Here is a 25,926-nt window from a genome sequence, read left to right on the forward strand (position 1 = left end):
TATTATAATTTTTGATGTAAATTAAGGCTAACCTTATCTCTCAATTTTAAAGTCAAAAAACCGTATTTAATGCTCTGTTTAACTCCTTTATTTTTTCCTAAATATAAAAAGAATAATGTAAAATAATCTGCTATTATTTTACGCCATGTAAAATTATTATTTGGTAATTTACCTTTTTTTGCTTCTAATAAAACCTTAACAAGCATCTTACTATCATAAAACTTATCATTCATTTTACCTGTTTGAGGTCTATCATGAAAAATTTTTGTTCCAGGTACAATAGCTAATTTTAAACCTGATTCTTGTAATCGAAAAATATAATCGTCATCCTCTCCATAATGATTAAATAATGGATCAAACCCTCCTATTGTATTTATACACTGCTTAGTTACTAACCATGCTGCAGCATTTGCAAATTTTGAAGTGTAATATTCTACTTGTTTATTTAAAACTAAATCTGAATAAAAATTTGGCGTAAAATCGTGTCCTAAATAAAAATGAAAATTTCTATCCAAAGAGTCGCCTAAACCATTATAATGTATAGGGCTTAACACGCCAAAATCTGGATTTATTTTAGAAATATTTACTAATTTTTCTATAGTATCTGGTTCAACCCAAGCATCTTGATTTAACAAAAAAGCGAAATCATAATTATCATCTACAACTTTCTTTAAACCTACATTATTTCCTTTTCCAAAGCCTAAGTTTTCTCCGGATTCAATAAGTTCAACTTCAGGAAAATTAGTTTTTATATTGTGTACAGTATTATCGGTAGAGCCATTATCTATAACAAAAACATCTAAAGCTATTGTAGACTGCCTTAAGCTTTCAAAACATTTTTCTACCCACTTATTTCCATTATAAGTAACTATTATAACAAGTATCTTATACATTATTTCTAAGTTTTTTATAAAATTTACCTAAACGGTTATATTTATAGAAAAGTTTTTTTCTTAGTAAAGGATCTAAATACCAGAATAGATTTTTATATATTAATTCTGGATATAACTCATAATCGTTAATTTCATTTTTAGCATTTATTGCTGTAGTTTGATTTGCATGTAATCTAAAAACAATTAATTCTTTATCTACAAAACCTACATCGAATTTTTTAAAAACTCTATACCAATATTCATAATCTAAAGATTGTTTTAAATCTTTTCTAAAATATCCTATACTATTAAACACCTCTTTTTTTAATAAAACACAAGTAGGCTCTCCAACTTTATTTCTTGGTTCAGACAAAAAAGATGGATCTTTTAGTAAGGCTTTTCCTTCTTGAGTATATTCAATATTGGTCCAGTTAATATGTAGTTCTTTAAACCTGTTTACCCAATTCGTATTAAAAGCATCGTCTTTATCAAAAAGTATTTCTCTTCTACAGAAAGACAATCCCATTTTTTTATTTATTAAAAACGGTTTTAATAATTCTTCTACACAAGTTTCATGTAGTAAATCGTCTTGAAATAAAAACTTAATATATTCACCATTAGATTTTCTTACAGAATAATTCCAATTTTCGCCTATCCCTTCGGGGTTATGCATATGTAAATAAATAGGAATTTCTGTTGTAGACTTTATTTTATTGACAATTTCTACAGTTTTATCTTTGGATTGGTCATCGGTTATAACAATCTCAATATTCTTGTAAGACTGATTAATAGCAGAGTAAAGCGCTTCCTCTAAATATTCTTCACCATTGTAAGTAGGAATACATATTGATACTAAAGGTTGTTCTATTAAATTCATATAGACGATAATCTTTTTCTTATTTGAACAAAAAACCAACATTTAAATGCAGTTCGTCTTTTTGATAGATTAAGTGATTTATTATTAAAAATAGCATGTGCTCTATATAAAATCGTTTCTGGAGGTAAACTTTTCCATCCATACTTAACAATCTTAAAATCTTTATCGGCAATAAAAACAGGATCTCCGTTTACAGAACTAAATCCGCCATCGGCATACTCGGCTATAATTAAAGTCACATATTTTTTATTGATTTTAGGATTAAAAAACCATCTCATATTATGGTCCCAATCTGCATGAGCTTTATATTTTAAATCAAAAATACCTATTTTAGAAAATACACTCTTATTAAAAAATATACCTTGGTGACATAAATTTCTTGTAATTAAATCTGTAAGAGAAAAATCGCCAGAACGACGACCGTTAAATCTAACACCACTAATATCTCCATAAACAACCTCGCACGGATTATTAACAATAAAATCATGAAGCTCTTGAAAGACCGTTTCAGAATAGAAATAATCATCTGAACCTAAGAAAAATAACCATTCACCCTGAGCGAAATCGATGCCTTTATTCATGGCATCGTAGATTCCTTTATCCTTTTCGGATATATATCTAATAGATTTAGGATGTTTTAAAGCATAACTTTTAACTAAATCTAGTGTACCATCATTAGATCCACCATCTATAATTACAATTTCATAATTTTTGTAAGTTTGTTTTACTACTGACTCGATGGCAACTTCTAAAACTTTCACACAATTGTACGTAGGAATTATAATTGAAAATAGCTTACTCATTTTATTCTTTGACTTTTAGTCTCTTTTAAATTAGTATATACTCTAAAGATCTCATATCCTATTGAATGTACTTTTAATTTATTCCCTATTTTAAACTGTGCAATTAATCTGTTAATTTCATTTGGTTTTATTCTTGCTTTTATAAAATCAAGAATCCCTTCAAAAAGTAAATTTTTATTAATTTTAATATTTCTAGAGTTTAAAAAAATTATAAACTCATTATAAAAGCCAAGAACTTTACGAGAATCATAGTGGCCCTCAAACATTTTCAGAACATAATCATCTGTAAGTCTTTTTTTTACAATGTAATGTTTAAACTTTAAATCGTCTAAATACCATAACTTATACCCCATGATAATAACCCACTTACAGATTTCACTATCATCTCCAGAAGCTAATTTATTTTCTGTCCTACCCAAAAGTAAGGACTCAAATCCACTTTGAAATAATCGTAATAATATAGATTTTCTAATAACTATACCTGCTCCCCACAAAAAACCATTCTGAGTTATATCACCTTTTTTATCTGATTGTTTCCCTACTGCATAGCCGTATGCTTTATCTTTCCACCAAACAGGTTCCTGTGCTTCTAAGACACCTTCAGACTGACCTCCTAAAGCTCCAACATCTAAATGGTTATTCATAAAATCAATTGACAATTCAATATAATTTTCATCAAGCCAATTATCATCATCACAAAAAATAATTAAATCTGATTTAGCTACAGAAACCCCTTTTTTTCTTGCATGAGCCAAACCAGGAGTAGGTTCGTCAACAATTATTAACGGGACATTTACATGTAAACTATCCCATAATTCTCTTGCGGTTTTAACCGTGTTATCATTACTATTATTATTGACTAAAACAACTTCATAGTTCAATTCTTTTCGACATTTTTGTTTACCAAGATGAAGAAGTGTTTGAGGCAAAAGTTTTTCACTATTATAACAACAAACAATTATAGATATATCCATTAAAAATCGTAATTAAAAAATTCTAAATCCTCTTTATAATATTCCTCCAAAATTTGTCTAGTAGAAGGATTTATTAACTTCCTATAATCTAACTTACTTCCTGAAGAAGAATTAATTTGGTTTACTTCCCTGCTATGTTCAAAACCTATCAAATTATATATATTTCTCATGTCAAACTCTAAATCTTCAAGCCTTCCTAAATATTTAACATTCAATTTGTTTTCATTATCTTTTAACCAAAAGCTTTGAGGATTCCACTGTACATGAGGTGGATTATGTTGTAATCTACCCTCTTTTAATAAAATAGCAGCTTCTTCTAAACTTTTATTTTTCAGAATTTCATAATCCATATGGTATCCATAAATAGCCTTCTCGGGATTAATATTATTATGATAATAACTTACATCCATTCGAGAATAGTTATATAACGAAATAAATCGGCTGAAAGGGTTTCGAACGAAAGCAAATGAGAACATATCATCATAATTCTTCTCTCCAAATAAACTAATATATTGTTTTACTGTTCTATGGTTAGAATTATCAAGTCCTAAATTTTTGTAAATTGCAGTTCCTGCGTTTTTAGGGATATGAATAAAAACTAGATTCTTGTCAAAATCTATATTCGCTTTATCATAATCTGATTGTAAGTTTATTTTATGCTTTCGATTAAATAGTTTCATTTTAATAATTTTTATAAACCTGTAATGCATAATCGTTAATAAGCATGTCAGCTTCTATATATTTTAAATACTCATTATTTTCTTTAAAAAAATTTTACCATATCTTGCTTAAACACTATTTTTTAATAGTTTTATTTGAAGCTATATATATTAGAGTTTCTTTCGATTTTAATTTTATCTGAAACAATTGTTACAATTTATCAACTCTTCCATTATACCAATTACAGCAGGTTGATTCTTCAAGTTTAACATGTCATCATAGCAAATTATGAATTCATTTGTCCTTTTGGGATTCCATTAAAATCTTTATCAGTAAACATTCTTGCCATGACATTATCTCAAATTTTGGCTAGACTACTATGTAAAAACTCAGTTATATATAAATTGTAATTATTTATATCCTCATATTGACCAATCTCTCTTAGGAAATTCTAAAAAGACGCAATATAGTTACTGTAATTATTGTAATTATTGTAAAATATTTACTTCCTTTTCTTAAAACTTCATGTGAACAAAAAAAATAATGTCCTCTTAATAAATCTAACATATTTCTAATGTTATCAATCATAATCACTGTAAGCTTGGTCGTTTATCGCATAAAAAATCTTTAAATTCTAAAATTATCGTAATTCAAACTAATAATTGTTGAATTTATCTAAACTCGCTTTCATAGCTGTATCCATATTATAATATTCCCACTCAGCAAATCTACCATGTAAAAATAAGTTATGGCTACTTAGCTTGTCCTTAAGTTCATTAATATTATGGCGTGTATTACTATCCTGGATAACATAAGTATTTGGCTCATAATTATAAGCTATTGGCTTAAGATTTCCCGGAAGTTTTGCTATTTCTGCATTCATTTCATCAGGCGCAATTTCACCCGAAAATTCAACCACACACGTTTTAGTGCCAGCTCTGTTATTTGATTGAGCAAAATTACCTGTTAATATTATTCTATGTGCTGTAATATTATTCTCTGGAAGATATATCCAAGAATTATCTTCGAAAGCCGAAATTTCACATAATACATTACTTGTACCATTTGATTGTAGTCCTTCAATTTTTGTACAGGACTCCTTCACCTCTGCTGGTAAGTTTTTTATAATCGTATTTAATCTCCGAACATCCGCAGTGTATACAAGAGTATCATAAGTTTTGTTATCTATTAGCCACTTGCCTTCAGATAATTCTATTGAATTTATTGTATAATTATATTTAATATTTAAACCTTCAGCCAATCGGTCTGCAACGAATTGAGAACCATTATTATTTGGATAATAAAATGAACTGTGAACCATTTCATCTTCTCCTTTTCTTAAAATGCTATTAGCTAACATTTCATTGTAATTAGGCATTGGTAATTTTCCTTCAAGCCAATCTATAGAGACTTCTTCTAGATTACACTGCCATATTTTTTTATTATAAGGTTCAAAATAAGTTGTATATAAAGTAGACCCAAAATTACCCAACAAAAACTCTTTAAAATTGTTATAATCTTTAGGTTCTTTGTAGCCTGCTTTATTCAGATCAAGAATTTCATTTACAATGTTTTCTACTGTTGCCTCATCAAGTTGATATAGAAAATTTTCTATTGGATATCCTACAAGTTTATCTTGTAACAGAATTTTTGCATTACGAATGGTTTTAGAAAATTCATTAGGTCTGTCAAAGAAATTCCAGAAAAATTCTAATACATCTTCGTGCCTGGAATTAAAAACATGTCCTCCTACGCGATGGTATAAATTACCTTCTTCAATAGTACATTTTATTAAACCACCCGGCCTATCACTTTTTTCATAAATGCATACTTCATGTTGTTGTTTTTGTAATATTTGAGCGGCAGATAATCCTGATATTCCTGCTCCAATTATGGCTACTTTCATTATAATATTTTAAGAAGTTAATCGCTTAATGATTTTTCTAAAATTTGAATCTGTTTTTGGTGTTTGTTTAGGAAGGTATTCTCTAAGTGGCTTTAAACTTTTTAAATACGATTCGATAGATTCATCATTTGCTTTCCAATCAATATGTTTATCCCTTTGCTTGATAACCCAACTCTGCTTTAGTCCCATGTAAGGGATTATCCAATTGTTGTTTTTTGCAGCTTCAAAAATTTCTTCATTTATTTTATCGCTTGAACCCGTAAAACTATGGTAGGGATGGTATATTTTTATTTCTGACCACATTATCTGCAATCCCTTATTTCTAAATCGCAAATATTGTTCTAAACCATTAGCTCCAGGGCCAGAAAACACATCATGTTCTTCATAAAAACCAATGTCTTCAAACACGTTTCTGCGAATAGCAAACCCACCGCCGTAATTGGTCATGTTATTAAGCTGGCAAACATCCGATAAATAATCAATTGTGTATGATTCTTTACTATGCTTATTCGCTGGTTCATCCCATCTCCTAAAATAAACCACCAAGTTCTCAGAGGAGCTGTTAAATATCTCTTCTACCTGAGTTAAAAAGTTTTTGGGTACCATAACGTCACCATCAGGTATAATTAATATGTCTCCTTTAGACTGACTAATACCTTTATTAATTGTTTTACCTAAATGCCATTGCTCATTAACTGAATTGCCTAAATTAACTATACTACTTTGTGGATACTTATTTACTTTTTCAATTAAAACAGGATTTTGAGCTGAGTAGTAGTCGCACCATAAAAATTCAAAATCATCTTTTGGATACTCTTGCTGACCAAAACTATCAACGGTATGAAAGTTTTCACGAAAACTGGCGTCCCAGGTTATTATAGATATCTTCATTTGTTATTTTGTTATAAATTATTATATCCTCTTCATATAGCGAACTAACAATCTCGAATGTATTCTTGTCATAATACTTAGAATAATTTGAACTACTCTTTTCAGTTGTGTTGAGTTTTTTTAGAGGTTTTGATATATTAAGCGAAGTTTGTAATTTACTTAATATATTATCTAGATTTGTTATCGTATCTAAAATATTCAAATTATTTATATTTGAAGGAAGAAACTTAACTTGTTTTTCCCAATGATGATTAGGATATTGAATTGAAAGATTAATAAAATTTTCAAAACTTAAATTTTCAATAGAATTTAAATGAAATGTCTTTTTTATTTGATGAATCCTCATTTCATGTTGTGTAAACATCTTGTAATTAGATATCATTTTCTCGTAAGGATTTCGAAAGATAGCAAATGAAAGATATTCAGGATATTTATTAATTGCTTCATCAGGAGTTAAGAACTTCAGCTCAAAGTCATCTTTAATAAAAAACTTTCTAATTACATTTGATTTTAAAGCATCTTTTATATCCTTCATTACTTTCCCTTTTTCTGAAGTGTTGTAATAAAGAGTCACACCTTCAAAATTAGAATAATGCTTAAGTTTATTCACAACTTCAGTTAGTCCTGGATTTGGTGCGTCAATAAATTCAACTATTGATCGTGATGCTGCTTTTGGTATTTCAAACCAAATGGCTTTCCGTTTTTCAGAAACCCATACGAAAGGATTTATTTTGCAAGCACAAGAATTTAAAGTACAACAAATGTGCTCATTTATTATAAAACTATCATTAATTACCTGAATATTTTTGGGATAAACGAAATATTTATTTTCTAATTCAACACAATCATCAAATTCAAATTTGGAATTAATATATCTAATTGTTATGTATTCTTGTTGCTCCATTAAACTTTATGGTTTTATTAATTATTGAATAAGTAACTTAGTTATTATTTGAGGAGTACAAAACACCTTTTAGCTGAACAGAACAATATCTAGTAATATCTCCTCCTGATACTGCTAGTGTACATATATTATTATATAACGATAAGGCTTCTCCATCCCGAGTAGAGTTAGTATATTTTCTTATCGCAATATTGACATTGTACTTTCCTGCGGTTATTGGGAAATGTTTTATAACAAGTTTATAATTCATGTTTTCAGAAACCTCAAACTTAGTAATCGTAGATATGGCAACAACTTTCATTTCTTTATCAGTGAAGGATATATCCAAAGAGTAACATTTCTCATTACTTAGATTATCAAATTGAATATTTGCATGTAGATCTTCGTTATAATTAATCGTTTTAAGATTATCAGGGTATATTATTTCAAATTTTTTTATTCGTATTTCTCCTTCTTGGGTTTGAAATTCTTCATTTGATTTAAATTCTTCAAAATACTTTTGAATTCCTTCTCCTGCATTTTGAGTCTTGAGAAGTATTTTACCTTTTTTGAGAAGCATTATTTCAGTTGATATTTTTGATATCTGCACCATACTGTGGCTCACAAATATAACAGCAGTTTTAGACATAAGATTGATTATTCTATTTAAGCACTTAATTCTAAAACCAGCATCTCCAACTGCCAAAACTTCATCAATAATCAAAACATCGGGTTCCAACTGAGACGCTACAGCAAACCCCAACTTAACTTTCATTCCAGAGCTATAATTTCGTACTGGACTATCTATATATTCACCTATTTCAGAAAATTCAATAATAGAATCTAACTTAGCATCTATTTCCTTTTTAGAGAACCCTAATACAGAGCCATTATTATAAATATTTTCCCGTCCTGTAAGAATGGGATTAAATCCTGCACCTAACTCAATTAATGCTCCTATACGACCGTGCATTGTAATTTTACCTTCATCAGGTCGAATTAAACCATTCAGAACTTTTAATAGTGTAGACTTACCCGCACCATTATGCCCAATTAAGCCCAAACATTCGCCTCTTCTCAGTTCAAAAGACACATTCTTAACTGCCCAAAATTCAGATGGGCGTAATACATTCTGGTTATATTGATTAGTGAAGAGTGCCGAACTCATATCCTTAACTCCATACCAAAGTGATTTTTTAAAGTCTTTACTAAATTTTTTTGAGACGTTTTCTACTTTTACTAATACTTCAGACATTTTAATGTAAAATTATTACAAGTTAATATTTTTAAATATATCACTAATTTAAGCACCTACCCTTTCTATTATTATTGGCATTATAAAACGATAAACTATTAATCCAACACACAAAATAAGGAGAGAGACTACTAATATAGTTATGGTTACCGCTAAATTAGATACCGGTTGAGCTGTTATTAAATTACGGGCCGTTTCAATTAAATACGTGAACGGGTTAATTTGATTAAAAAACACTAATTTACCACTTGTAGGCATTGGGTAAATTACAGGAGTTAAATACATTAAAAATTGCATCCCAAATGGAATCATTCGTGATATATCTCCATACATCATTCCTAATGGCATCAATACTAGCCCTATAGTAAATCCTGTTAGCATTACACCTAATAACATGGGAATAAAAGTCAAGCCTCCCCATCCTGGGTTTATTTTAAATATAATTAACACTACTATAATAATAAGGACTTTTAAACTAGTATTAAAAAGCATACTAAAAAATCCATGAAACAACAATGCCTCTCTAGGAAAATTTAATTTAGATAAAATACTTTGACCAGATTGCACACTACGTAAAGGCTGATTGATCGATTCTGTCAAAATCTGCCACAATAAAGTTCCTATTAAAACAAAAGCAGGATATGGTATAGGTGTATTTTGAATGGATACCGTGTTTGATGCATTTAAAATAATCCATATTAAAGAAGTCATTATTGGCGGGATAAAAGCCCACACAATACCTAGAATAGATTGACGATATGTTGCTTTAATATCACGCTTAGCTAATTGTAAACCTAACGCTTTAGCTGGTGTTACATCTGCAACAATTTCTTTAAACAATTTTTTAAAGGATATAGCTGCATTAGCTTCGTATATCGTTGTTTTTTGATGTTGAATTTTTGAACTCATTTATTTATTATTAGCGTAATAATTCCTAAGATTGAAACCAATCCGAAATTGAGTATTGTTTTTAATAGAATTAATATAAAACTGGCTTAATTATAATATGTTTTGTACCATGCTACAAAAGCAGAAACACCTTTCTTAACATCGGTTTTTGGTTGATAATTATATTGTGTTTTAAGCTTACAAACATCCGCATACGTTTGCTTTACGTCTCCTGCTTGCATAGGTAACATGTCTTTTTTGGCTACTTTACCAATAACATCCTCAATAGCTTCTATATAATCTAATAATTTTACAGGTTGGCTATTTCCTATATTGTACAGTTTATATAACTGGCTAGAATCTGAAGGCTCCAATAAGGTTGATAACACTCCTGAAACAATGTCTTCTATATAAGTGAAGTCTCTTGATAAATCTCCATTATTAAAGACTTTAATAGGTTTATCGTTTATTATAGCATCTGTAAATAAAAACATAGCCATATCTGGTCTTCCCCAAGGTCCGTAAACTGTAAAGAAACGTAAACCTATTGTTTCAAAACCGTATAGATGACTATAGGTATGTGCCATTAATTCATTAGCCTTTTTAGTCGCAGCATATAAACTAATAGGATGGTCTACATTTGCCGTTTCCTTAAACGGAACCGCATCACTATTGCCATATACGCTAGAACTACTTGCATAAACTAATTTGGTAATATTATTATGTCGACAACATTCAAGCACATTTAAAAAACCTATCAAGTTACTATCGGCATACGCATTTGGGTTCTCTAAAGAGTAACGTACTCCAGCTTGAGCTGCTAAATTACAAACCAAGTCTATAGTATGAGATTTAAATAACTCAGGTAGCGCTTCTCGATCTTCTAAATTCATCTTCATGAATTGCATACGATCTCCGAAGCTAGTACTTGAACTCATATTCAATGCTTTCTCAGCTTCGTCTCTTTGAATTCCTAACTCAGCTAATCGTGCATATTTTAAATTCACATCATAATAATCATTGATATTATCAATACCAATCACATTATGACCGAGTTCTAAAAGTTTTTTAGAGACATAGAAACCTATAAAACCTGCTGCACCTGTAACAAGAATAGTTTTACTTTCCATAATTATTGTCCGATTACATAAACTTGAAAACCAATTTTTTCTAAAGCTGGTTTATCTAAAACATTACGTCCATCAAACACAAACGCTGGTTTCTGCATATTATCATATACTTTTTGCCAATCGTATGTTTTAAATTCATCCCATTCTGTTAATACAGCAATAGCATGGGCACCTTCTAAGGCTTCGTAAGGATCTGTAACAACTGTTAATCCTTTTTCATTTGAAGCAGAATCTCTAGTTTGTAAATAGTCTAAATCACCATACATTTGTTGCCCTGTTACTTTAGGATCATAAGCCACTACATTTGCTTGTTCATCTAATAGAATATCAGCGACATAAATTGCAGCAGATTCTCTTGTATCGTTAGTGTCTTTTTTAAATGCCCAACCTAAGAATGCAATTTTCTTACCTGAAACAGTATTATACAAAGTCTTCACTATATTCTTAGCAAAACGGTGCTTTTGATGATCGTTCATAATGATTACTTGTTCCCAATAATCGGCAACAGCATCTAGACCATAAGATTTAGATATATATACTAAGTTTAAGATATCTTTCTGGAAACAAGACCCTCCAAAACCAACAGACGATTTTAAGAATTTTGGCCCGATACGACTATCCTTTCCTATAGCTCTTCCAACTTCATTTATATCTGCGCCTGTAACTTCACATAATTCAGATAATGAATTTATTGAAGATACACGTTGTGCTAAAAATGCATTCGCAGTTAACTTTGATAATTCTGACGACCATAAGTTAGTCGTAAGAATGTTTTCTTTAGCAACCCAAGTACTATACACATTCACCAATGCATCGATTGCTTCTAAACCTTCAGGAGTTTGTTCTCCTCCAATAAGTACACGGTCTGGAGCCATTAAATCTTCAACGGCAGTTCCTTCAGCTAAGAATTCCGGATTTGATAAAATTTGAAAATTAACATTGTTTCCGGTATTGTCTAAAATATTCTTAATCGCTTGAGCAGTACGCACTGGTAAAGTCGATTTTTCAACAATAATTTTATCGCTTTTTGAAACACGAGCTATTTGACGTGCACATAATTCGATATATTTTAAATCGGCAGCCATTCCTTTTCCTACACCGTACGTTTTAGTTGGTGTGTTCACGGAAATAAATACCATTTCAGCTTCATCTATAGCTTTATCTACATCTGTAGAAAAAAACAAGTTTCTTCCACGAGCTTCACCTACAACTTTGTCTAGGCCTGGTTCGTAGATTGGTAAATTATCTAAATTACTATCATTCCAAGCAGCAATACGCTTTTCGTTTAAATCAACTACAGTAACTCTAATTCCTGGATTTTTCTGTGCGATTACAGCCATTGTTGGCCCTCCAACGTAACCTGCGCCTATACAGCAAATGTTTTTAATTTTCATTCTGATTTATTTAGACAATTTAACTTGTTTTAATGAGGCTTGGTGTTCTAAAAACCAAGCGTATGTTTTTTCTATTCCTTGTAATAATTCTGTATTATAATGCCAACCCGCATTTTTCAATTTAGAAACATCCATTAATTTTCTTGGCGTTCCATCAGGTTTCTCTGCATCCCAAATAATATCACCTTCATGACCAATAACGTCCTGTATGGTTTCTGCTAATTCTTTAATAGTTACATCAGTACCCGTACCAACATTGTATAAGTGCTCTGGCAACGTATTATTCACAGCAAACACCACTGCTTCCGCCATGTCGTCTACGTATAAAAATTCACGCATTGGTGTACCGCTTCCCCATAAGGTAACTGGAGTATTTCCATTTGCTTTAGCTTCATGAAATTTACGCAACATCGCTGGTAAAACATGCGATGTATTTAAATCGAAATTATCGAAAGAACCATATAAATTTGTAGGCATAAGGCTTACAAAGTCTTTATTATATTGTTTTCTAATCGCTTCACAAGCTTTTACACCTGTAATTTTCGCTATGGCATACCACTCGTTTGTAGGCTCTAATGTGTCCGTTAACAAATGTTCTTCTTTTAAAGGTTGCGGAGCGAATTTAGGATAAATACAAGAGCTACCTAAAAAGATAAATTTCTCTACATCATGTTTGTGAGCGGCATCAATTAAGTTATTTTGAATCTGAAGATTCTCCATTAAAAACTGATAGGGATAATCACTATTTGCTAAAATCCCGCCTACACGTGCAGCAGCATCAATTATAACTTCAGGTTTTTCTGAAATTATAAATTCATTAACAGCATCTTGGTTCCGTAAATCTAATTCTGAACTTGTACGTCCGATTAAATTCGTGTAGCCATCGGATTCTAAAGCCCGCCAAACAGCGGAACCTACCATACCACGATGACCAGCTATATATATCTTTGAGTTTTTATTCATAATACTTTAATTAAACCTATTTTAGACTATTCAAAATAGTTTAAAATATCATATCCTCCTTCTCTAAGGAATTGATCTTTTTGCATCAATTTTAAATCACTCTTCATCATATCCTTAACAAGATCGTTTAAATCAAACTCAGGAATCCAACCTAATTTATTGTTTGCTTTAGACGCATCTCCAATAAGTAATTCAACCTCTGTTGGTCTGAAATATTTAGGATCTACAGCTAAAACTTCTTTTCCTATTTCTAATTGGAATTCTGCATTGTCGCAAGATGCAATATAAGCTTTCTCTTCAACACCTTCACCTTTAAATTCTAATGTAATACCTAATTCACCGAAAGCCATTTTTACAAAATCTCTAACCGGAGTTGTCTTTCCTGTAGCAATTACCCAGTCCTCAGCTTCTTCAGCTTGAAGAATCATCCACATCATTCTTACATAGTCTTTAGCATGTCCCCAGTCACGTTGAGCATCAAGGTTTCCTAAGAAAAATTTATCTTGAAGACCTAAAGCAATTCTAGAAACCGCTCTTGTAATCTTACGCGTTACAAACGTTTCGCCACGAATTGGTGATTCGTGATTAAATAAAATACCGTTACAAGCATACATTCCGTAAGCTTCACGATAGTTTACTGTAATCCAATATGCATACATTTTTGCAACAGCATACGGGCTACGCGGATAAAAAGGCGTTGTTTCCGATTGTGGCACTTCTTGTACTTTACCATACAATTCTGAAGTAGACGCTTGATATATTCTTGTTTTCTTTTCTAATCCTAATAAACGAACAGCATCTAATATACGTAACGTTCCTAAACCATCTGCATTTCCAGTATATTCAGGAATTTCAAATGACACATGTACGTGACTCATCGCTGCTAAATTATAAATTTCATCTGGTTGAATTTCTTTAATTAAACGGATAAGATTAGTACTATCAGTCATATCTCCGTAATGCAAAAAGAAATTACGTCCATCTATATGAGGATCTTGATATAAATGATCGATTCGATCTGTATTAAAAAGTGAAGATCTACGTTTCAAACCATGAACTTCATATCCTTTTTTTAATAAAAACTCACTTAAATAAGCACCATCTTGGCCAGTTACACCTGTAATTAAAGCTACTTTTTGTTTCATAAGACTAATAATATTAACAACAATTATACTACGTTATTTTTTAAATTTATTCTGTATTACTCACGGCTTCGCCGTGGTGCATCCCATTTCTGGTCGCTCCAATACTTTATTTTTTTACTAAATTATACTAATGCATTTGTAGTTTAACTACAAATCCTAAATTCTTTAACACGACCCAACACTGATTTCCTGACATATGTTTCACTTCTCCAGATTGTGCATCGAATCCGAAATCTGACATTTCAATATTCGATCCTGGTTGTAATGCTTCAACTCCACTTAATGTCATATTAGCATTCTTTTCAACACCTTTTAAAGTTTCCACTTCACATTCTCGGACCTCTACAGGTTCTCCATTCCAAAACATATATCTAACGACTCCCGACACTTCAAAAACGCGGTTGCGTTCTGAATGTAAAAGTTTTACCAAAACCATTGAGGGCAACAAAGGTACTAATACTTTTTTCTTTCTATCACTCCAAATACGAATCTCTGTCTTTACAGGACAATATGCTTCTACACCTATTTGGTTTAATTTTTCTTCTACCTTCTTTTCGTTTCTTGATTTTGTATAGACCACATACCACTTCGCCTTCATCACTTCTCTATCAATTCATCATAAATCACGAAACCATCTTTGCGCTGGTAGGAGTCTGTAAATGTAAAATTTACTTTTCGTTTTATTTCAGACTCAATTTTAGCCGCCATTTGATTGATATAAACTGTATTAAGCTCTTTACCTTCAACAACAACATCTATCAAACCACTATCTAATCCAATCGCATAATCACCTATAATAATAACGCGTGACACATGTCCCATACGCGCTAGTACTGTTTTTACAATAGTATCTAAACCCACATATTTTCTAACCATATTTTGCAATGAATTAAATAGTGGATGTTCTGTATTTGCTTTGTAAGTAACTTTATTTTGCTCTTTCTCTTTACCGAGATAGCCTGCTGAAGATAATTGATTGAGCTCTTTTCGAACTGAATTTGTAGACTCATTAAACTCTAACGCCAAACCACGCAAATAGCCGCTATTATTAGCGTTAAGAAACAACTTAACGAGTATACGGATCCTTGTTTTTGAGGTTATTAGAGATTCTAACATGGGGTCTTTAAAACGAGTAACAAAACTACTCCTTTTTATTAAAACGTAAAACAATTATTGAAAAGTTTTTTCAACGAAAACGTTATAGGACGAAAAAATTAACGATGTCCTAACAATTTGGAAAAATATTAAACTATTCTTACTAAAAAAACATAGAACATTAATTATTTAACATCTCTAAAAGGACATCAATTTAAAACAATTTAGGAATACCTCATTTCAAAAACAGTTTAATAATTAAAATGCTAACTAATTCCTATTCATTAAAATAACAGTCACAAGAATAATATTTAAATTATTACAGAATAAAAGTCCACTTCATAAAAATAAATTATTGCATGACGCTAAATTTAATTTTATTTATTGCGATCATCAAATCTCAAAAATTAAAGAAGAAGCAAAAACACAGGAACAACATAGAAATTAATACCCATTGAAATCGAAATTTAACATTTGTTTTGTTTTAGCATAAACTTGAGGAAATTGACCTCGAAACTCCGATGGTCTTTCTATAAAATGCTCCATTATAACAGCTAAAAATTGAAATTGGTTTAAAAATACCTGACCTTTAAAGAAGCGAGAGTTTAGTAATTTCTGACGTAAAGGCTCATCTTTAGTTAACAGAGCAGCCAACTCTTTAAAGCTATCTGTAAAAATTGTAGAACTAACATCTCCTTCTTTCATACTATTTAAATGTATAGCATGTGTAAATTCATGAATACCAAGACACTTACTATCATTAGTCATTTCCAACCCATTTTTAAAATCTGACCAAGAAATAACTAACACTTTCATTCTTGGATTCATTTCACCAGCATGGTAACTTTCATTAGAACTGGAATAAAATTTATTAGGGTAAATAAATATTTTATCTATAAGTCCTATAAAAAAATCACGAAACCCAAAAGTTAGGATTACAGCATGTGCCGAGATTAAAAGCTTCATTTCATTAGTCACCTCCAAATCGTCACGTCCCATAAACTGCTTATCCTTAACAAAAGACAATACACGATGATCAAAATACAGGCGTTGTTTGTTGTTTAATGTTCTATAAAAATTAAAATTATCGTATAACAATTTTTTATCTAACTCATTCATCTTCTTCAGAGACATATAAAGATGTACAAACATAGGTTTCTTAAAACGAAGGACATACACCATTTCAACCATTTTAAAGCAGTAATACACCATAATAACAAACAGTAAAGAGAGAAAAAGACCTAAAATAATCTTACTAGGCATATTAAATTGTTGAATTAACAAGGGATTGATTATCATAACAGATTGATTAAGAAGATTAATAGCGAATGCTAAACTTAAACATAATAACCTGATAACATGAGTATTTACAACACATTTAGACCATCTTACCTATATAACCGATAATGCACCTGAAGTAATTTAACAGCTCTCCATTCATCCATTATATAATGTATTTCATCAATTTTTTTAAAGTTTAATACTATAGTAAAACACGGTACGTAATTTTATTTATATTTGCACTTCCAAAACTATCAAATAATTAAACGTCACTTACTTAATGTAGGTTTGCTATGAATCTAAAAAATATTACACTATGAAGAAAATTTACTATTTATTATTAATATGTTTAACCGTTTCCGCGTTAGGTTATGGGCAAACTACTTTGAGAAATCAAAGTTTTGAAGGCACAGGAAACTGGAATTTCACCCCAAATCCAGCTACTGCTCCGGCAGGTACAACTTGGGGAAATGTAACTAGCCTTGGTAGCTTACTACCTACTGCCGGTGCTCATTTTAGAGGATTAAACAACCCTACATCTAATGCGGGTGCTACTACTTATCAAATATTACTTAATAGTGTCGATGTTTCTCTTTATCAAAATATTTTCATCGTTTTTGATTATATGTATGAAACCTCAGGTACTTTACCTCAAATGGCCTATCGTCTAACTATAGATGGAGTTGTTGGCTCTTATATTGGGGTACCACTATCTGGAAGCAGTGGATCTGCAACTATCACACCTATTTCAGTTCCTGATACTGCTACTTCTGTAAGTATGGAAATAGCTTTTCTGTATACTTATGGTTTTGGGAGTAATCCTGCTGCTACAGCTAACATTGGAATTGATAATATTAAACTTTACACAACATCTCCTTTTACAGGTTTAGAATATATAAGCGACGCTGTTGGTTGGAAAGATGGAAATAGCCCAAGTAACACAACATCTGCTGTAGATGCTCTAATTTATGCTGGTACTTACTCTATTGCTGGCGATGTTGCTTTAAACTCAGTTTATATAAACGAAGGTGCTGCAATTAATATAGAAAACACAGGAGCATTAGCTGTAGCGAGTGCTTTATCTACTTTCAATCAATTAACTATAAATTCCGATTCTAACCAATATGGTAGTTTAATTGTTGAAGGTACTGTAACAGGAACAGCAACGTATAAAAGACATGTAAATAGTCAAACTAATGATGATGATTTAATATCTGCACCAGTTTCTGGTCAAACTTTTGGCACTTTTGCTAGTGCAAATAGCAGCAATCTACCTGTTGTATCAGCTGCAAACCCTAATATTAAGTTTTTTGGTCCTTTCGACAGAACAAGTGGTTCTTACCTTACTTGGAGTACAGCTTCTAATGCTCAATTTTCCACAACTTTAAATCCTGGTATTGGATATAGAACAGGATCAACAGACAATGGTACGTTTAACTTTACAGGTAAAGTTAACACAGAATCTATTTCTGTAGACGTTTTCCATAAAGGAGATACACCTGCTTCACAATGGAATTTAATAGGTAACCCTTATCCTTCTTATGTAAGTTTATACGACTTTTTAAATTACAATACCTATACGGCTAATGGAGGTGTAAATATATTTCAAGTAAGTAGAGGTGGTTTATATGGTTATAATGCAGGCCTTGTAGATTGGTGGACAATATATAATATGGCTAACACAATGGGAGATACTAAAATTTTGTCTCCTGGACAAGGATTTTATGTTGCTATAGATGATAATTTAACTGGAGTAATGACTTTTAATCCTGATATGAGAATAGATGGATCTGGAGACGATTTCATACCTGGAAGAGCAGACAATTATAATAAGAGTAATTTTACATTAAGTATTTCTGCAGATCAATTGTATCACACAAACGAAGTGTATTTCTTTGATGACATTGTTAGTTTAGGTTTGGATAACGGATTCGATACCGCTATTTATGGAAACAACGCTTCTGGTTATACATTATTCACCAAATTGGTAGAATCTAACCCAGGTTACAAAATGGGGATACAAAGTTTACCTAATAGTTCTTTAAAAGACAGCGGTGTTACTATTGCTTTAGGTGTAATTGCTCCTAAAGGTCAACAAATTACTTTAGATTTAATGGAGACAACTTTACCAGAGAATGTAGAGTTATATTTAGAAGATACAGTAGATGAGACTTGGACGTTATTAACAGAAAAAGCCTACACATTTACAACAGCTACTGCGCTTAATGGTCTTGGACGTTTTTACTTACATGCAGCAGAAAACAAAAGTTTATCAATAGAAGATAACGCTATAGAATCGTTAAAGTTTTTTACAGGTAATCAATCTATTAAAATAAAAGGTCAGCTAGATATAAACACTAAACTTACTGTTTATGATATTCAAGGTAGACAGATGAATACTGTTATTTTAAACAAAACGGTAAACGAATATACTATTAATGCGAACGGTTACAGTAGCGGAATTTATATAGTTAAAGTTGAAAACCAAACTGGTAATCAAATTACAAAACGTGTTATTTTAAAATAATATTTTGTATACCAAAAACTTATTTTATATTTACAACTATGGAAAAGGAAAATAAAAACACTGAAATCACTCGAAAAGAAGCCATAAAAAAAATGGGGAAATATGCTGCATTTACTGCCATTGGTACATTTGCAGTGTTAAATCCATTACAAGCTCAAAACACGAGTCAGCCTATCAAACCTAGCGCTGGAGGAGAAGAAACTATTGATACGCCAGCTCAAATAAACGCAGTAACTCCTACCGATACACAAGTAGGGAAGACTCAAGTAGAAAGTAATTTTTAATTAAATTATTGAAGGCTAATTTAGCTCCTAAATATATACAATCCGTTAACGGCTATATGTTACTTTGGTTCGAACTTTCGAATCAATATACTGTAGTCGATAACGGATTGTTCTATTGTATACAAACCTATTTAGAAGCAACAGACAAAGAAGACTGTGTAGAGATATACACAGAAACCCTACAACTTACATTAGAAAATACAAATGATATCTATGCTGATGTAGAGCGATTTCTTACAGATAGGAACACAAGTTTAGCAGAAGAATTAAAACTTGAATCTAAATTAGATTTAAACTATAGAATCATTACTAAGTCGTATACTTTGGGAGCGCTAAACTTTGAAGTGTATTTTCAGACTGAAGCTTTAGTTAATTATATTCATCCACAACTCTCACATTTAGAATCTTCAAAGAAATCAACACCCGATTTTTGGTTCGACATTTACGAGGAGGAAAATCAAATTAAATTTTTTAAAAATAATCAGTTTATAAAAGCATGTGAATCTCATCATTTTCATGAGTTACAAGGCAAGTTTAATATGGAACTTATTTGTTCTCTATATAATACTGAAGAACATGATTGGATAGGTTTATTTCATGCTTCAACGATTTCTAATAATAAGGAATCTGTTATGCTAATTGGTACTTCAGGAAGCGGTAAGAGCACATTAACTACAATCTTAACACATAATGGATATCATTTAATTGCAGATGATACAACTCCTATTTTAAGAGCAGATTTAAATACCTATTATTTCCCTGGAGGTATTTCTGTTAAACCAGGTGCCTTTCCAACCATAAAACCCTTTATTACTAATTTTGACAAACTTCCACAAAGCTATCTAAGAGCATTTAAAGGTGGCATAAAATATATTGCAACACCTGAGCCAGAGAAAACTCATGTCCCTTGTCAATCTATTGTTCTTGTTAATTATAATCACAAGGCCGAAGTCCTTTTGGAAACTATAGATGCTAAAACGGCTCTAGAAATTTTAATTCCTGATTCTTGGATTTCACCCCAACCAAAAAACGCAAAAGCGTTTTTAGATTGGATTAGCACTGTAACATTCTATAAACTTACTTATAGCAATAATCAAGATGCTATTGACATCTTTTCAACTATCTTTGAAAATGAATAAGTAATCGTTTATGAGTCCTGCTGAAGTTACATTAACACACATTTCACGCATATTAAGTTTTAATACTGATGATGTATCTTTAAAACAAGACATCGTAAATCAGACTTTTAATTGGGAAAACATAGTAAAAATAGGAAGCACTCAGCTTGTTATTCCTACTCTTTATATTAGATTACAATCTAAAGGATTACTATCCTATTTACCACAAGAACTTCAAGAGTATTTAAAATACATTTACGATTTAAATAAACAACGAAACGATTCCTTATTCACGGAAGTAAAACTGATTAGTTCCTGGTTTAAATCTGAAAACTTAGAACATGTGTTTTTAAAAGGAGCAGCCATGATTGCTTCCAATTATTATGAAGATATTGGCGAACGCATGCTTGGTGATATTGATGTGTTGTTACCTAGAGAGCAATGCGAAAAGGCTTTTCAATTACTATTAAGTAAAGGCTATACATATGCAAAAGAACCGACTATTAACCCCAAATACTTTGAAGACAAGCATCTTTTAAGATTGGCTTCGAAAGCACATATTGGCGCAATAGAAATTCACTTTAAACTCTTAGATACAGATCAAAAAGCTTTACAGACAGCAGATGTTTTAAAAGACAAACAATTAGTGGAATTTACAGAGATTCCTATTCCTTCTGCAAAGCATTTACTAATCCATAATGTGCTCAATTTTCAAATTAATGATTCAGGTTCTTTTTATAATTATATCGGACTTAAAAACTGTTTCGATTCCATAGTCTTATTACCTCATTTAAAAGAAGAAGACAAAAACCAATTATTTCGAAATAAACATATCGCTAATAATTTCAACTTGGGGCATCTTTACTTTAACGACATTCTTAAACCTATAAAATCTTTAAGATTGACATATAATACTAAAATATATCGATTAAAAAACAGATCTAAAACCTTTAACCTTTGGCATTATAAAAGTCTCGCATATTTAGATTTTTCGAAACTGCTATTACATCGTTCTTGGTTTTTTATCATCAACAAAAACTACAGAAAAGATATATTAAACGATCGCGAACGCATAAAAGCGTTTATTAAATCAAAATTATAAATAGAACTACACGTTTAATTATTTTAACTGCTTAACAACAGCTTCTTTTTCTATAAAACCTGAGTGATCCCAAATAAGCGCTTTATTTTTATAAAGCTGCAAAACAGGAAGTGCGTCGACCCCTAACGTCTTACAAAGCTCCTTATTCTTATCAGCGTCGATGCGAATAACTTCAACTGTAGCCTTCATATCGTTAGCTATTTCTTTTAAATACGGTTCCATTTTCTTACAAGGCGCACACCAATCAGCATAAAAATCGACTAATATTAATTTATCCGAATTCAATAAATCTGTAAAATCTTGCTTCGACATTCCGCTAGAAGCTACTTCCCCTCCAACTTCAGGAAGGCTTTTACTTCTCCAATTTATCATTCCTCCGTTTAATTCCATAACACTTACAAATCCTTCCGAACGCATTTTTGTAGCCGCTTTAGCACTGCGTGCCCCGCTGAAACAATACACCAAGACTTCTTTCGATTTATCTAAATTTATAATCTGATTTTGAAAATTATCAGATTTCCAATCATAATTTATAGCATTATCTAAATGTCCAGTTGCAAACTCTTTTGGTGTTCTAACATCGATAACTATAAGCTCTGGATTTTTATTAATCATATTTGCAAATTCCTCCGGAGTAAGTGTAGAAGTACTTTCTTGACAAGAAACAATACTTGTAAATAATACAATTACACTAGTAATAGCGTCCTAAACGATTAGTCTCTTTTTCAAAAAAGATATAACGACGTTGACTTTATAGAATTACTTGTATTGAGGGATACTTTTTCTATGTAAGTTGAATTTTGTTTTTTTTGTTGGCCTATCGAAAATTTATCGTAAAATTTGAAGAGAAAGTATCGTAAAATTTAAAGCTGTTTGAGCTAAACGAATGTATCTAAATATCTGAATTTCAGTTGCGAGTTCTTTAAATTTAGATTGTGAACGAAAAATTTAGCTAAAAGTTCGTAAGCCTAGATTTTTTTGGTTCGTTTTTTTATCAATGAAAAAAATGAGCATTTAATATTATTTAGGACACGATTGTTACAATAGTTATAAACCCTCTAAAATAATTTTTCATAATCTAAATTTATATATTCAACTGATAAGTTTTTTTAAACGTGGACATTTTAAATTTACTCTAAATAAACAAAGCGTAATCAACCTAAATTTAGTTAATTACGCTTTTTATTTGTGACCGCGAAGGGATTCGAACCCCCAACCCTCAGAGCCGAAATCTGATATTCTATCCAATTGAACTACGCAGCCATTATTCCTGCGAGAGCAGAAACCTTAATACATTATATTATACCTAAACTAGGTTCTTTTTAACCAAAGTTGAAATGGTTTTACCGTCTGCTTTTCCCGCTAATTGCTGATTAACAATTCCCATAACTTTACCCATATCTTTCATGCCTTCTGCTCCTACTTTAGCAATAGTTTCTACAACTACTTTTTCAATAGCGTCCTCACTTAATTGTTCTGGCAAAAACTGACTAATAACTTCTGCTTGTGCCAATTCTGGCTCTGCTAAATCTAATCGGTTTTGTTCTGTAAAAATAGTTGCGCTATCCTTACGTTGCTTCACTAATTTAGATAATATTTTAATTTCATGTTCTTCAGAAATTTCTTCTTTAGAACCCGTTTCTGTTTGTGCTAATAACAACTCAGACTTTACAGCTCTTAAAGCCGCTAAAGCTGTTTGATCCTTTGCTTTCATGGCAGTCTTCATGGCCGTCATGATATCTTGTTGTAAACTCATAGTTTTAATTTGATGCGAAGATAAAAAGAAAAACCCAAAAATCTCTAAGAGTTTCTGGGTTTAAAATCTAAATAAGTTACTATCTTTTATATAAATCTAGTCTACGTTATCGTGTAAAAACGAGTTATTACTTCTTAACTGAATATCATTATTATCGTCTACACTTAAACTTGTTCCAGACATATTGTTTTCTGATGAATGCATGGTTTCATCTAAATGAATGCCTTGACGTTTGTAAGCTGGAATTTTTTCAATTTCATCAATTTTTGATGTATTGAATTTATAATTAAAATCTTTCATTTTACGACGACGTTCTTCTGCACGTTCTTTAAGCATGTCAGAAATAGGTGTATTCATCGGGTCTACAGGTTCTGAAGGTGCTTTTGGAGCAGATTTAATAGGCTCTACAGGTATTTCCTTCTTGATAAAACTAACTTCTTGATCGAAATTATTTAAATCATCATCGTGTATAATCTTCTTTTCTTGCTTAACAACTACTTTTTTCTCTTGCTCTTCGTAATCGTCAAGTACGTATCTAACTTCTCCCTTTTCATTAGACTCTGTTACATTTATCAATTCAACATACTTGTTGACTGCAACGTTTTTAACATCGTCGGTATCTTCTAAAGAATGTTTTATTACCGTTTTCGACTCTTCCTCTAAAGCTTCAACAGTATGTTTTTCTTGTTGCAAAGGCATATCGAATGTTAAGGTGATTTGCTTCTCTTCTTCCTCTGGGATTTCAGGTTGTGCAACTCCGCTTTTCATTTCAGTAAAAACAAAATCATTTACATCTACATCAAACTCTGAAAGATTATCGAAAGCAACTTCAATCTTTTTTATAGCTTCAGAAGTTGGCACTAAATCCATATCATTAGAAGGTGTTTTTGGCGCTTCCTTTTTAACAGGTGCTGCAAAATCTTCTAAATCGTTTATATCTAAAGTGTGTCTTACAACCTCGGGAGCTTTTTCGACCTTTTTTAATTCAATATGCGGAGTAATAATAGCCGGTTCACGATCTACTTTAGCCGTTTCTTGCTTCTCTAAATTTTGTTCATCTTCTAAAGAGTGAACTACTTTTTTAGCTTCTGTATTAGAGATTTCATTTTGTTGATCTAAATTAAATCCTGTAGCTATAATAGTAACTGCGATAGATTCTTCTAAAGACTCGTCTTCACCAACACCCATAATAATGTTCGCGCCATGACCAGCCTCACTTTGTATGTGATCGTTAATTTCTCCAATCTCATCTATAGTAATTTCTTGTTCGCCAGAAACAATTAGCAACAACACGTTTTTGGCACCAGCAATTTTATTATCGTTTAATAACGGAGAATCCAAAGCCTTCATTATAGCATCTTTCGCACGGTTTTGACCAGACGAGATTGAAGATCCCATTATTGCAGAACCACTATTACTTAATACTGTTTTAGCATCGCGTAAATCGATGTTTTGTGTGTAATGATGTGTAATAACTTCAGCTATACCACGAGCAGCTGTGGATAACACTTCGTCTGCTTTAGAGAAACCTGCTTTAAAACCAAGGTTCCCATAAACTTCACGAAGCTTGTTGTTATTTATTACAATTAAAGAATCGACTACATTACGTAATTTTTCGATCCCTTTTTGCGCTTGTTCATTACGCATTTTACCTTCAAACTGAAAAGGCATGGTAACAATACCAACGGTTAAGACACCTAAGTCTCTAGCCATTTTAGCGATGATTGGTGCAGCTCCAGTACCTGTACCACCACCCATACCAGCAGTAATAAAAATCATTTTTGTGTTGGTATCCAACATACGTTTTAAGTCGTCGTAACTTTCTACAGCAGACTGCTCACCTATTTCAGGGTTAGCTCCGGCTCCTAATCCTTCGGTTAGATCTAATCCTAACTGAATTTTATTTGGAACACCACTGTTTTGAAGTGCTTGTGCATCTGTATTACAGATTACAAAATCTACTCCTTTTATACCTTGTTGGAACATGTGGTTAATGGCATTACTACCACCACCACCAACACCAATAACCTTAATTACATTTGATTGGTTCTTGGGAAGGTCAAATGAGATACTTGCGAATTCTTTGTTGCTGCTCATAAATTCTTTTTTACTGGTTTTTAAT

The 25,926-nt window shown here is 31.4% G+C and carries 24 protein-coding genes and 1 tRNA gene; 4 read left to right on the plus strand and 21 right to left on the minus strand.

Annotation, left to right across the window (positions count from 1 at the left end; all coding sequences use genetic code 11):
- Nucleotides 1–2: 2 nt before the first annotated feature.
- The 17 genes from R6X41_RS03560 to R6X41_RS03640 all read right to left on the minus strand — a co-directional run bounded on the left by R6X41_RS03560 (nt 3) and on the right by R6X41_RS03640 (nt 16,999).
- Complete coding sequence (locus R6X41_RS03560; RefSeq protein WP_318497512.1) at nt 3–893, minus strand: glycosyltransferase family 2 protein; 891 nt, start codon at nt 891–893, stop codon at nt 3–5.
- Entirely contained in the window at nt 886–1,749 is an 864-nt protein-coding gene (locus R6X41_RS03565; protein WP_318497514.1) for a glycosyltransferase family 2 protein, read from the minus strand. Before R6X41_RS03565 ends, R6X41_RS03560 begins: the two co-directional genes overlap by 8 nt.
- On the minus strand, nt 1,746–2,552 hold the full coding sequence (locus R6X41_RS03570; protein WP_318497516.1) for a glycosyltransferase family 2 protein: 807 nt from the start codon (nt 2,550–2,552) through the stop codon (nt 1,746–1,748). Before R6X41_RS03570 ends, R6X41_RS03565 begins: the two co-directional genes overlap by 4 nt.
- Nucleotides 2,549–3,526: a glycosyltransferase gene (locus R6X41_RS03575; RefSeq protein ID WP_318497518.1), complete on the minus strand. Its 978-nt coding sequence runs from the start codon at nt 3,524–3,526 to the stop codon at nt 2,549–2,551. Before R6X41_RS03575 ends, R6X41_RS03570 begins: the two co-directional genes overlap by 4 nt.
- Nucleotides 3,526–4,206: a sulfotransferase family 2 domain-containing protein gene (locus R6X41_RS03580; RefSeq protein ID WP_318497520.1), complete on the minus strand. Its 681-nt coding sequence runs from the start codon at nt 4,204–4,206 to the stop codon at nt 3,526–3,528. The genes R6X41_RS03575 and R6X41_RS03580 overlap by 1 nt, the downstream gene beginning before the upstream one ends.
- A 635-nt stretch (nt 4,207–4,841) precedes the next feature.
- Nucleotides 4,842–6,092 (minus strand): protoporphyrinogen/coproporphyrinogen oxidase, encoded by a 1,251-nt coding sequence (locus tag R6X41_RS03585; RefSeq protein WP_318497521.1) that lies wholly within the window; start codon nt 6,090–6,092, stop codon nt 4,842–4,844.
- Nucleotides 6,093–6,101: 9 nt separating this feature from the next.
- Nucleotides 6,102–6,983, minus strand: a complete 882-nt coding sequence (locus R6X41_RS03590) for a glycosyltransferase family 2 protein (protein ID WP_318497522.1) — start codon at nt 6,981–6,983, stop codon at nt 6,102–6,104.
- Entirely contained in the window at nt 6,943–7,887 is a 945-nt protein-coding gene (locus tag R6X41_RS03595) for a sulfotransferase family 2 domain-containing protein (RefSeq protein WP_318497524.1), read from the minus strand. Before R6X41_RS03595 ends, R6X41_RS03590 begins: the two co-directional genes overlap by 41 nt.
- 37 nt (nt 7,888–7,924) lie before the next feature.
- Nucleotides 7,925–9,121, minus strand: a complete 1,197-nt coding sequence (locus R6X41_RS03600) for an ABC transporter ATP-binding protein (protein ID WP_318497525.1) — start codon at nt 9,119–9,121, stop codon at nt 7,925–7,927.
- Nucleotides 9,122–9,169: 48 nt separating this feature from the next.
- Complete coding sequence (locus R6X41_RS03605) at nt 9,170–10,030, minus strand: ABC transporter permease (protein WP_318497527.1); 861 nt, start codon at nt 10,028–10,030, stop codon at nt 9,170–9,172.
- A gap of 86 nt (nt 10,031–10,116) precedes the next feature.
- A complete protein-coding gene (locus tag R6X41_RS03610) occupies nt 10,117–11,139 on the minus strand; it encodes an NAD-dependent epimerase (protein ID WP_318497529.1) in 1,023 nt (340 codons plus the stop codon).
- 2 nt (nt 11,140–11,141) lie between these two features.
- Complete coding sequence (locus R6X41_RS03615) at nt 11,142–12,533, minus strand: UDP-glucose 6-dehydrogenase (RefSeq protein ID WP_318497531.1); 1,392 nt, start codon at nt 12,531–12,533, stop codon at nt 11,142–11,144.
- A 6-nt stretch (nt 12,534–12,539) separates the two neighbouring features.
- The gene (locus tag R6X41_RS03620; RefSeq protein ID WP_318497533.1) at nt 12,540–13,496 is read right to left on the minus strand and encodes a GDP-L-fucose synthase family protein; all 957 of its coding nucleotides are present in this window, start codon (nt 13,494–13,496) and stop codon (nt 12,540–12,542) included.
- 26 nt (nt 13,497–13,522) lie between these two features.
- Nucleotides 13,523–14,641: a GDP-mannose 4,6-dehydratase gene (gene gmd / locus R6X41_RS03625; RefSeq protein WP_318497535.1), complete on the minus strand. Its 1,119-nt coding sequence runs from the start codon at nt 14,639–14,641 to the stop codon at nt 13,523–13,525.
- 127 nt (nt 14,642–14,768) lie between these two features.
- Nucleotides 14,769–15,239, minus strand: coding sequence for a UpxY family transcription antiterminator (locus tag R6X41_RS03630; protein ID WP_318497537.1), 471 nt, complete (start codon nt 15,237–15,239; stop codon nt 14,769–14,771).
- The gene (locus R6X41_RS03635) at nt 15,239–15,706 is read right to left on the minus strand and encodes an ArsR family transcriptional regulator (RefSeq protein ID WP_318497539.1); all 468 of its coding nucleotides are present in this window, start codon (nt 15,704–15,706) and stop codon (nt 15,239–15,241) included. The genes R6X41_RS03630 and R6X41_RS03635 overlap by 1 nt, the downstream gene beginning before the upstream one ends.
- Before the next feature lie 474 nt (nt 15,707–16,180).
- Nucleotides 16,181–16,999: a zinc-dependent peptidase gene (locus R6X41_RS03640; protein WP_318497541.1), complete on the minus strand. Its 819-nt coding sequence runs from the start codon at nt 16,997–16,999 to the stop codon at nt 16,181–16,183.
- 334 nt (nt 17,000–17,333) lie between these two features.
- On the opposite strand from R6X41_RS03640, the gene R6X41_RS03645 reads away from it, so the two are divergent.
- From R6X41_RS03645 to R6X41_RS03660, 4 genes are read left to right on the plus strand one after another with little or no spacing between them, the layout of a single operon-like run.
- On the plus strand, nt 17,334–19,544 hold the full coding sequence (locus tag R6X41_RS03645) for a DUF8693 domain-containing protein (RefSeq protein ID WP_318497543.1): 2,211 nt from the start codon (nt 17,334–17,336) through the stop codon (nt 19,542–19,544).
- A 38-nt stretch (nt 19,545–19,582) separates the two neighbouring features.
- Nucleotides 19,583–19,828: a hypothetical protein gene (locus R6X41_RS03650; protein WP_318497545.1), complete on the plus strand. Its 246-nt coding sequence runs from the start codon at nt 19,583–19,585 to the stop codon at nt 19,826–19,828.
- A gap of 8 nt (nt 19,829–19,836) precedes the next feature.
- Entirely contained in the window at nt 19,837–20,967 is a 1,131-nt protein-coding gene (locus R6X41_RS03655; protein ID WP_318497547.1) for a phosphoenolpyruvate carboxykinase (ATP), read from the plus strand.
- A 10-nt stretch (nt 20,968–20,977) separates the two neighbouring features.
- Nucleotides 20,978–22,048 (plus strand): nucleotidyltransferase family protein, encoded by a 1,071-nt coding sequence (locus tag R6X41_RS03660; protein WP_318497549.1) that lies wholly within the window; start codon nt 20,978–20,980, stop codon nt 22,046–22,048.
- Nucleotides 22,049–22,066: 18 nt separating this feature from the next.
- Here the strand turns inward: R6X41_RS03660 and R6X41_RS03665 are convergent, their stop codons facing one another.
- The 4 genes from R6X41_RS03665 to ftsZ all read right to left on the minus strand — a co-directional run bounded on the left by R6X41_RS03665 (nt 22,067) and on the right by ftsZ (nt 25,901).
- Nucleotides 22,067–22,747, minus strand: coding sequence for a thioredoxin domain-containing protein (locus tag R6X41_RS03665; protein WP_318497791.1), 681 nt, complete (start codon nt 22,745–22,747; stop codon nt 22,067–22,069).
- Nucleotides 22,748–23,237: 490 nt separating this feature from the next.
- A tRNA-Arg gene (locus R6X41_RS03670) sits at nt 23,238–23,311 on the minus strand.
- 43 nt (nt 23,312–23,354) lie between these two features.
- Nucleotides 23,355–23,804, minus strand: a complete 450-nt coding sequence (locus tag R6X41_RS03675) for a GatB/YqeY domain-containing protein (RefSeq protein ID WP_318497551.1) — start codon at nt 23,802–23,804, stop codon at nt 23,355–23,357.
- Nucleotides 23,805–23,900: 96 nt separating this feature from the next.
- Nucleotides 23,901–25,901: a cell division protein FtsZ gene (gene ftsZ, locus R6X41_RS03680; protein WP_318497553.1), complete on the minus strand. Its 2,001-nt coding sequence runs from the start codon at nt 25,899–25,901 to the stop codon at nt 23,901–23,903.
- Nucleotides 25,902–25,926 lie beyond the last annotated feature (25 nt).

The sequence above is a fragment of the Formosa sejongensis genome (assembly GCF_033447105.1).
Classification (GTDB): Bacteria; Bacteroidota; Bacteroidia; order Flavobacteriales; family Flavobacteriaceae; genus Formosa.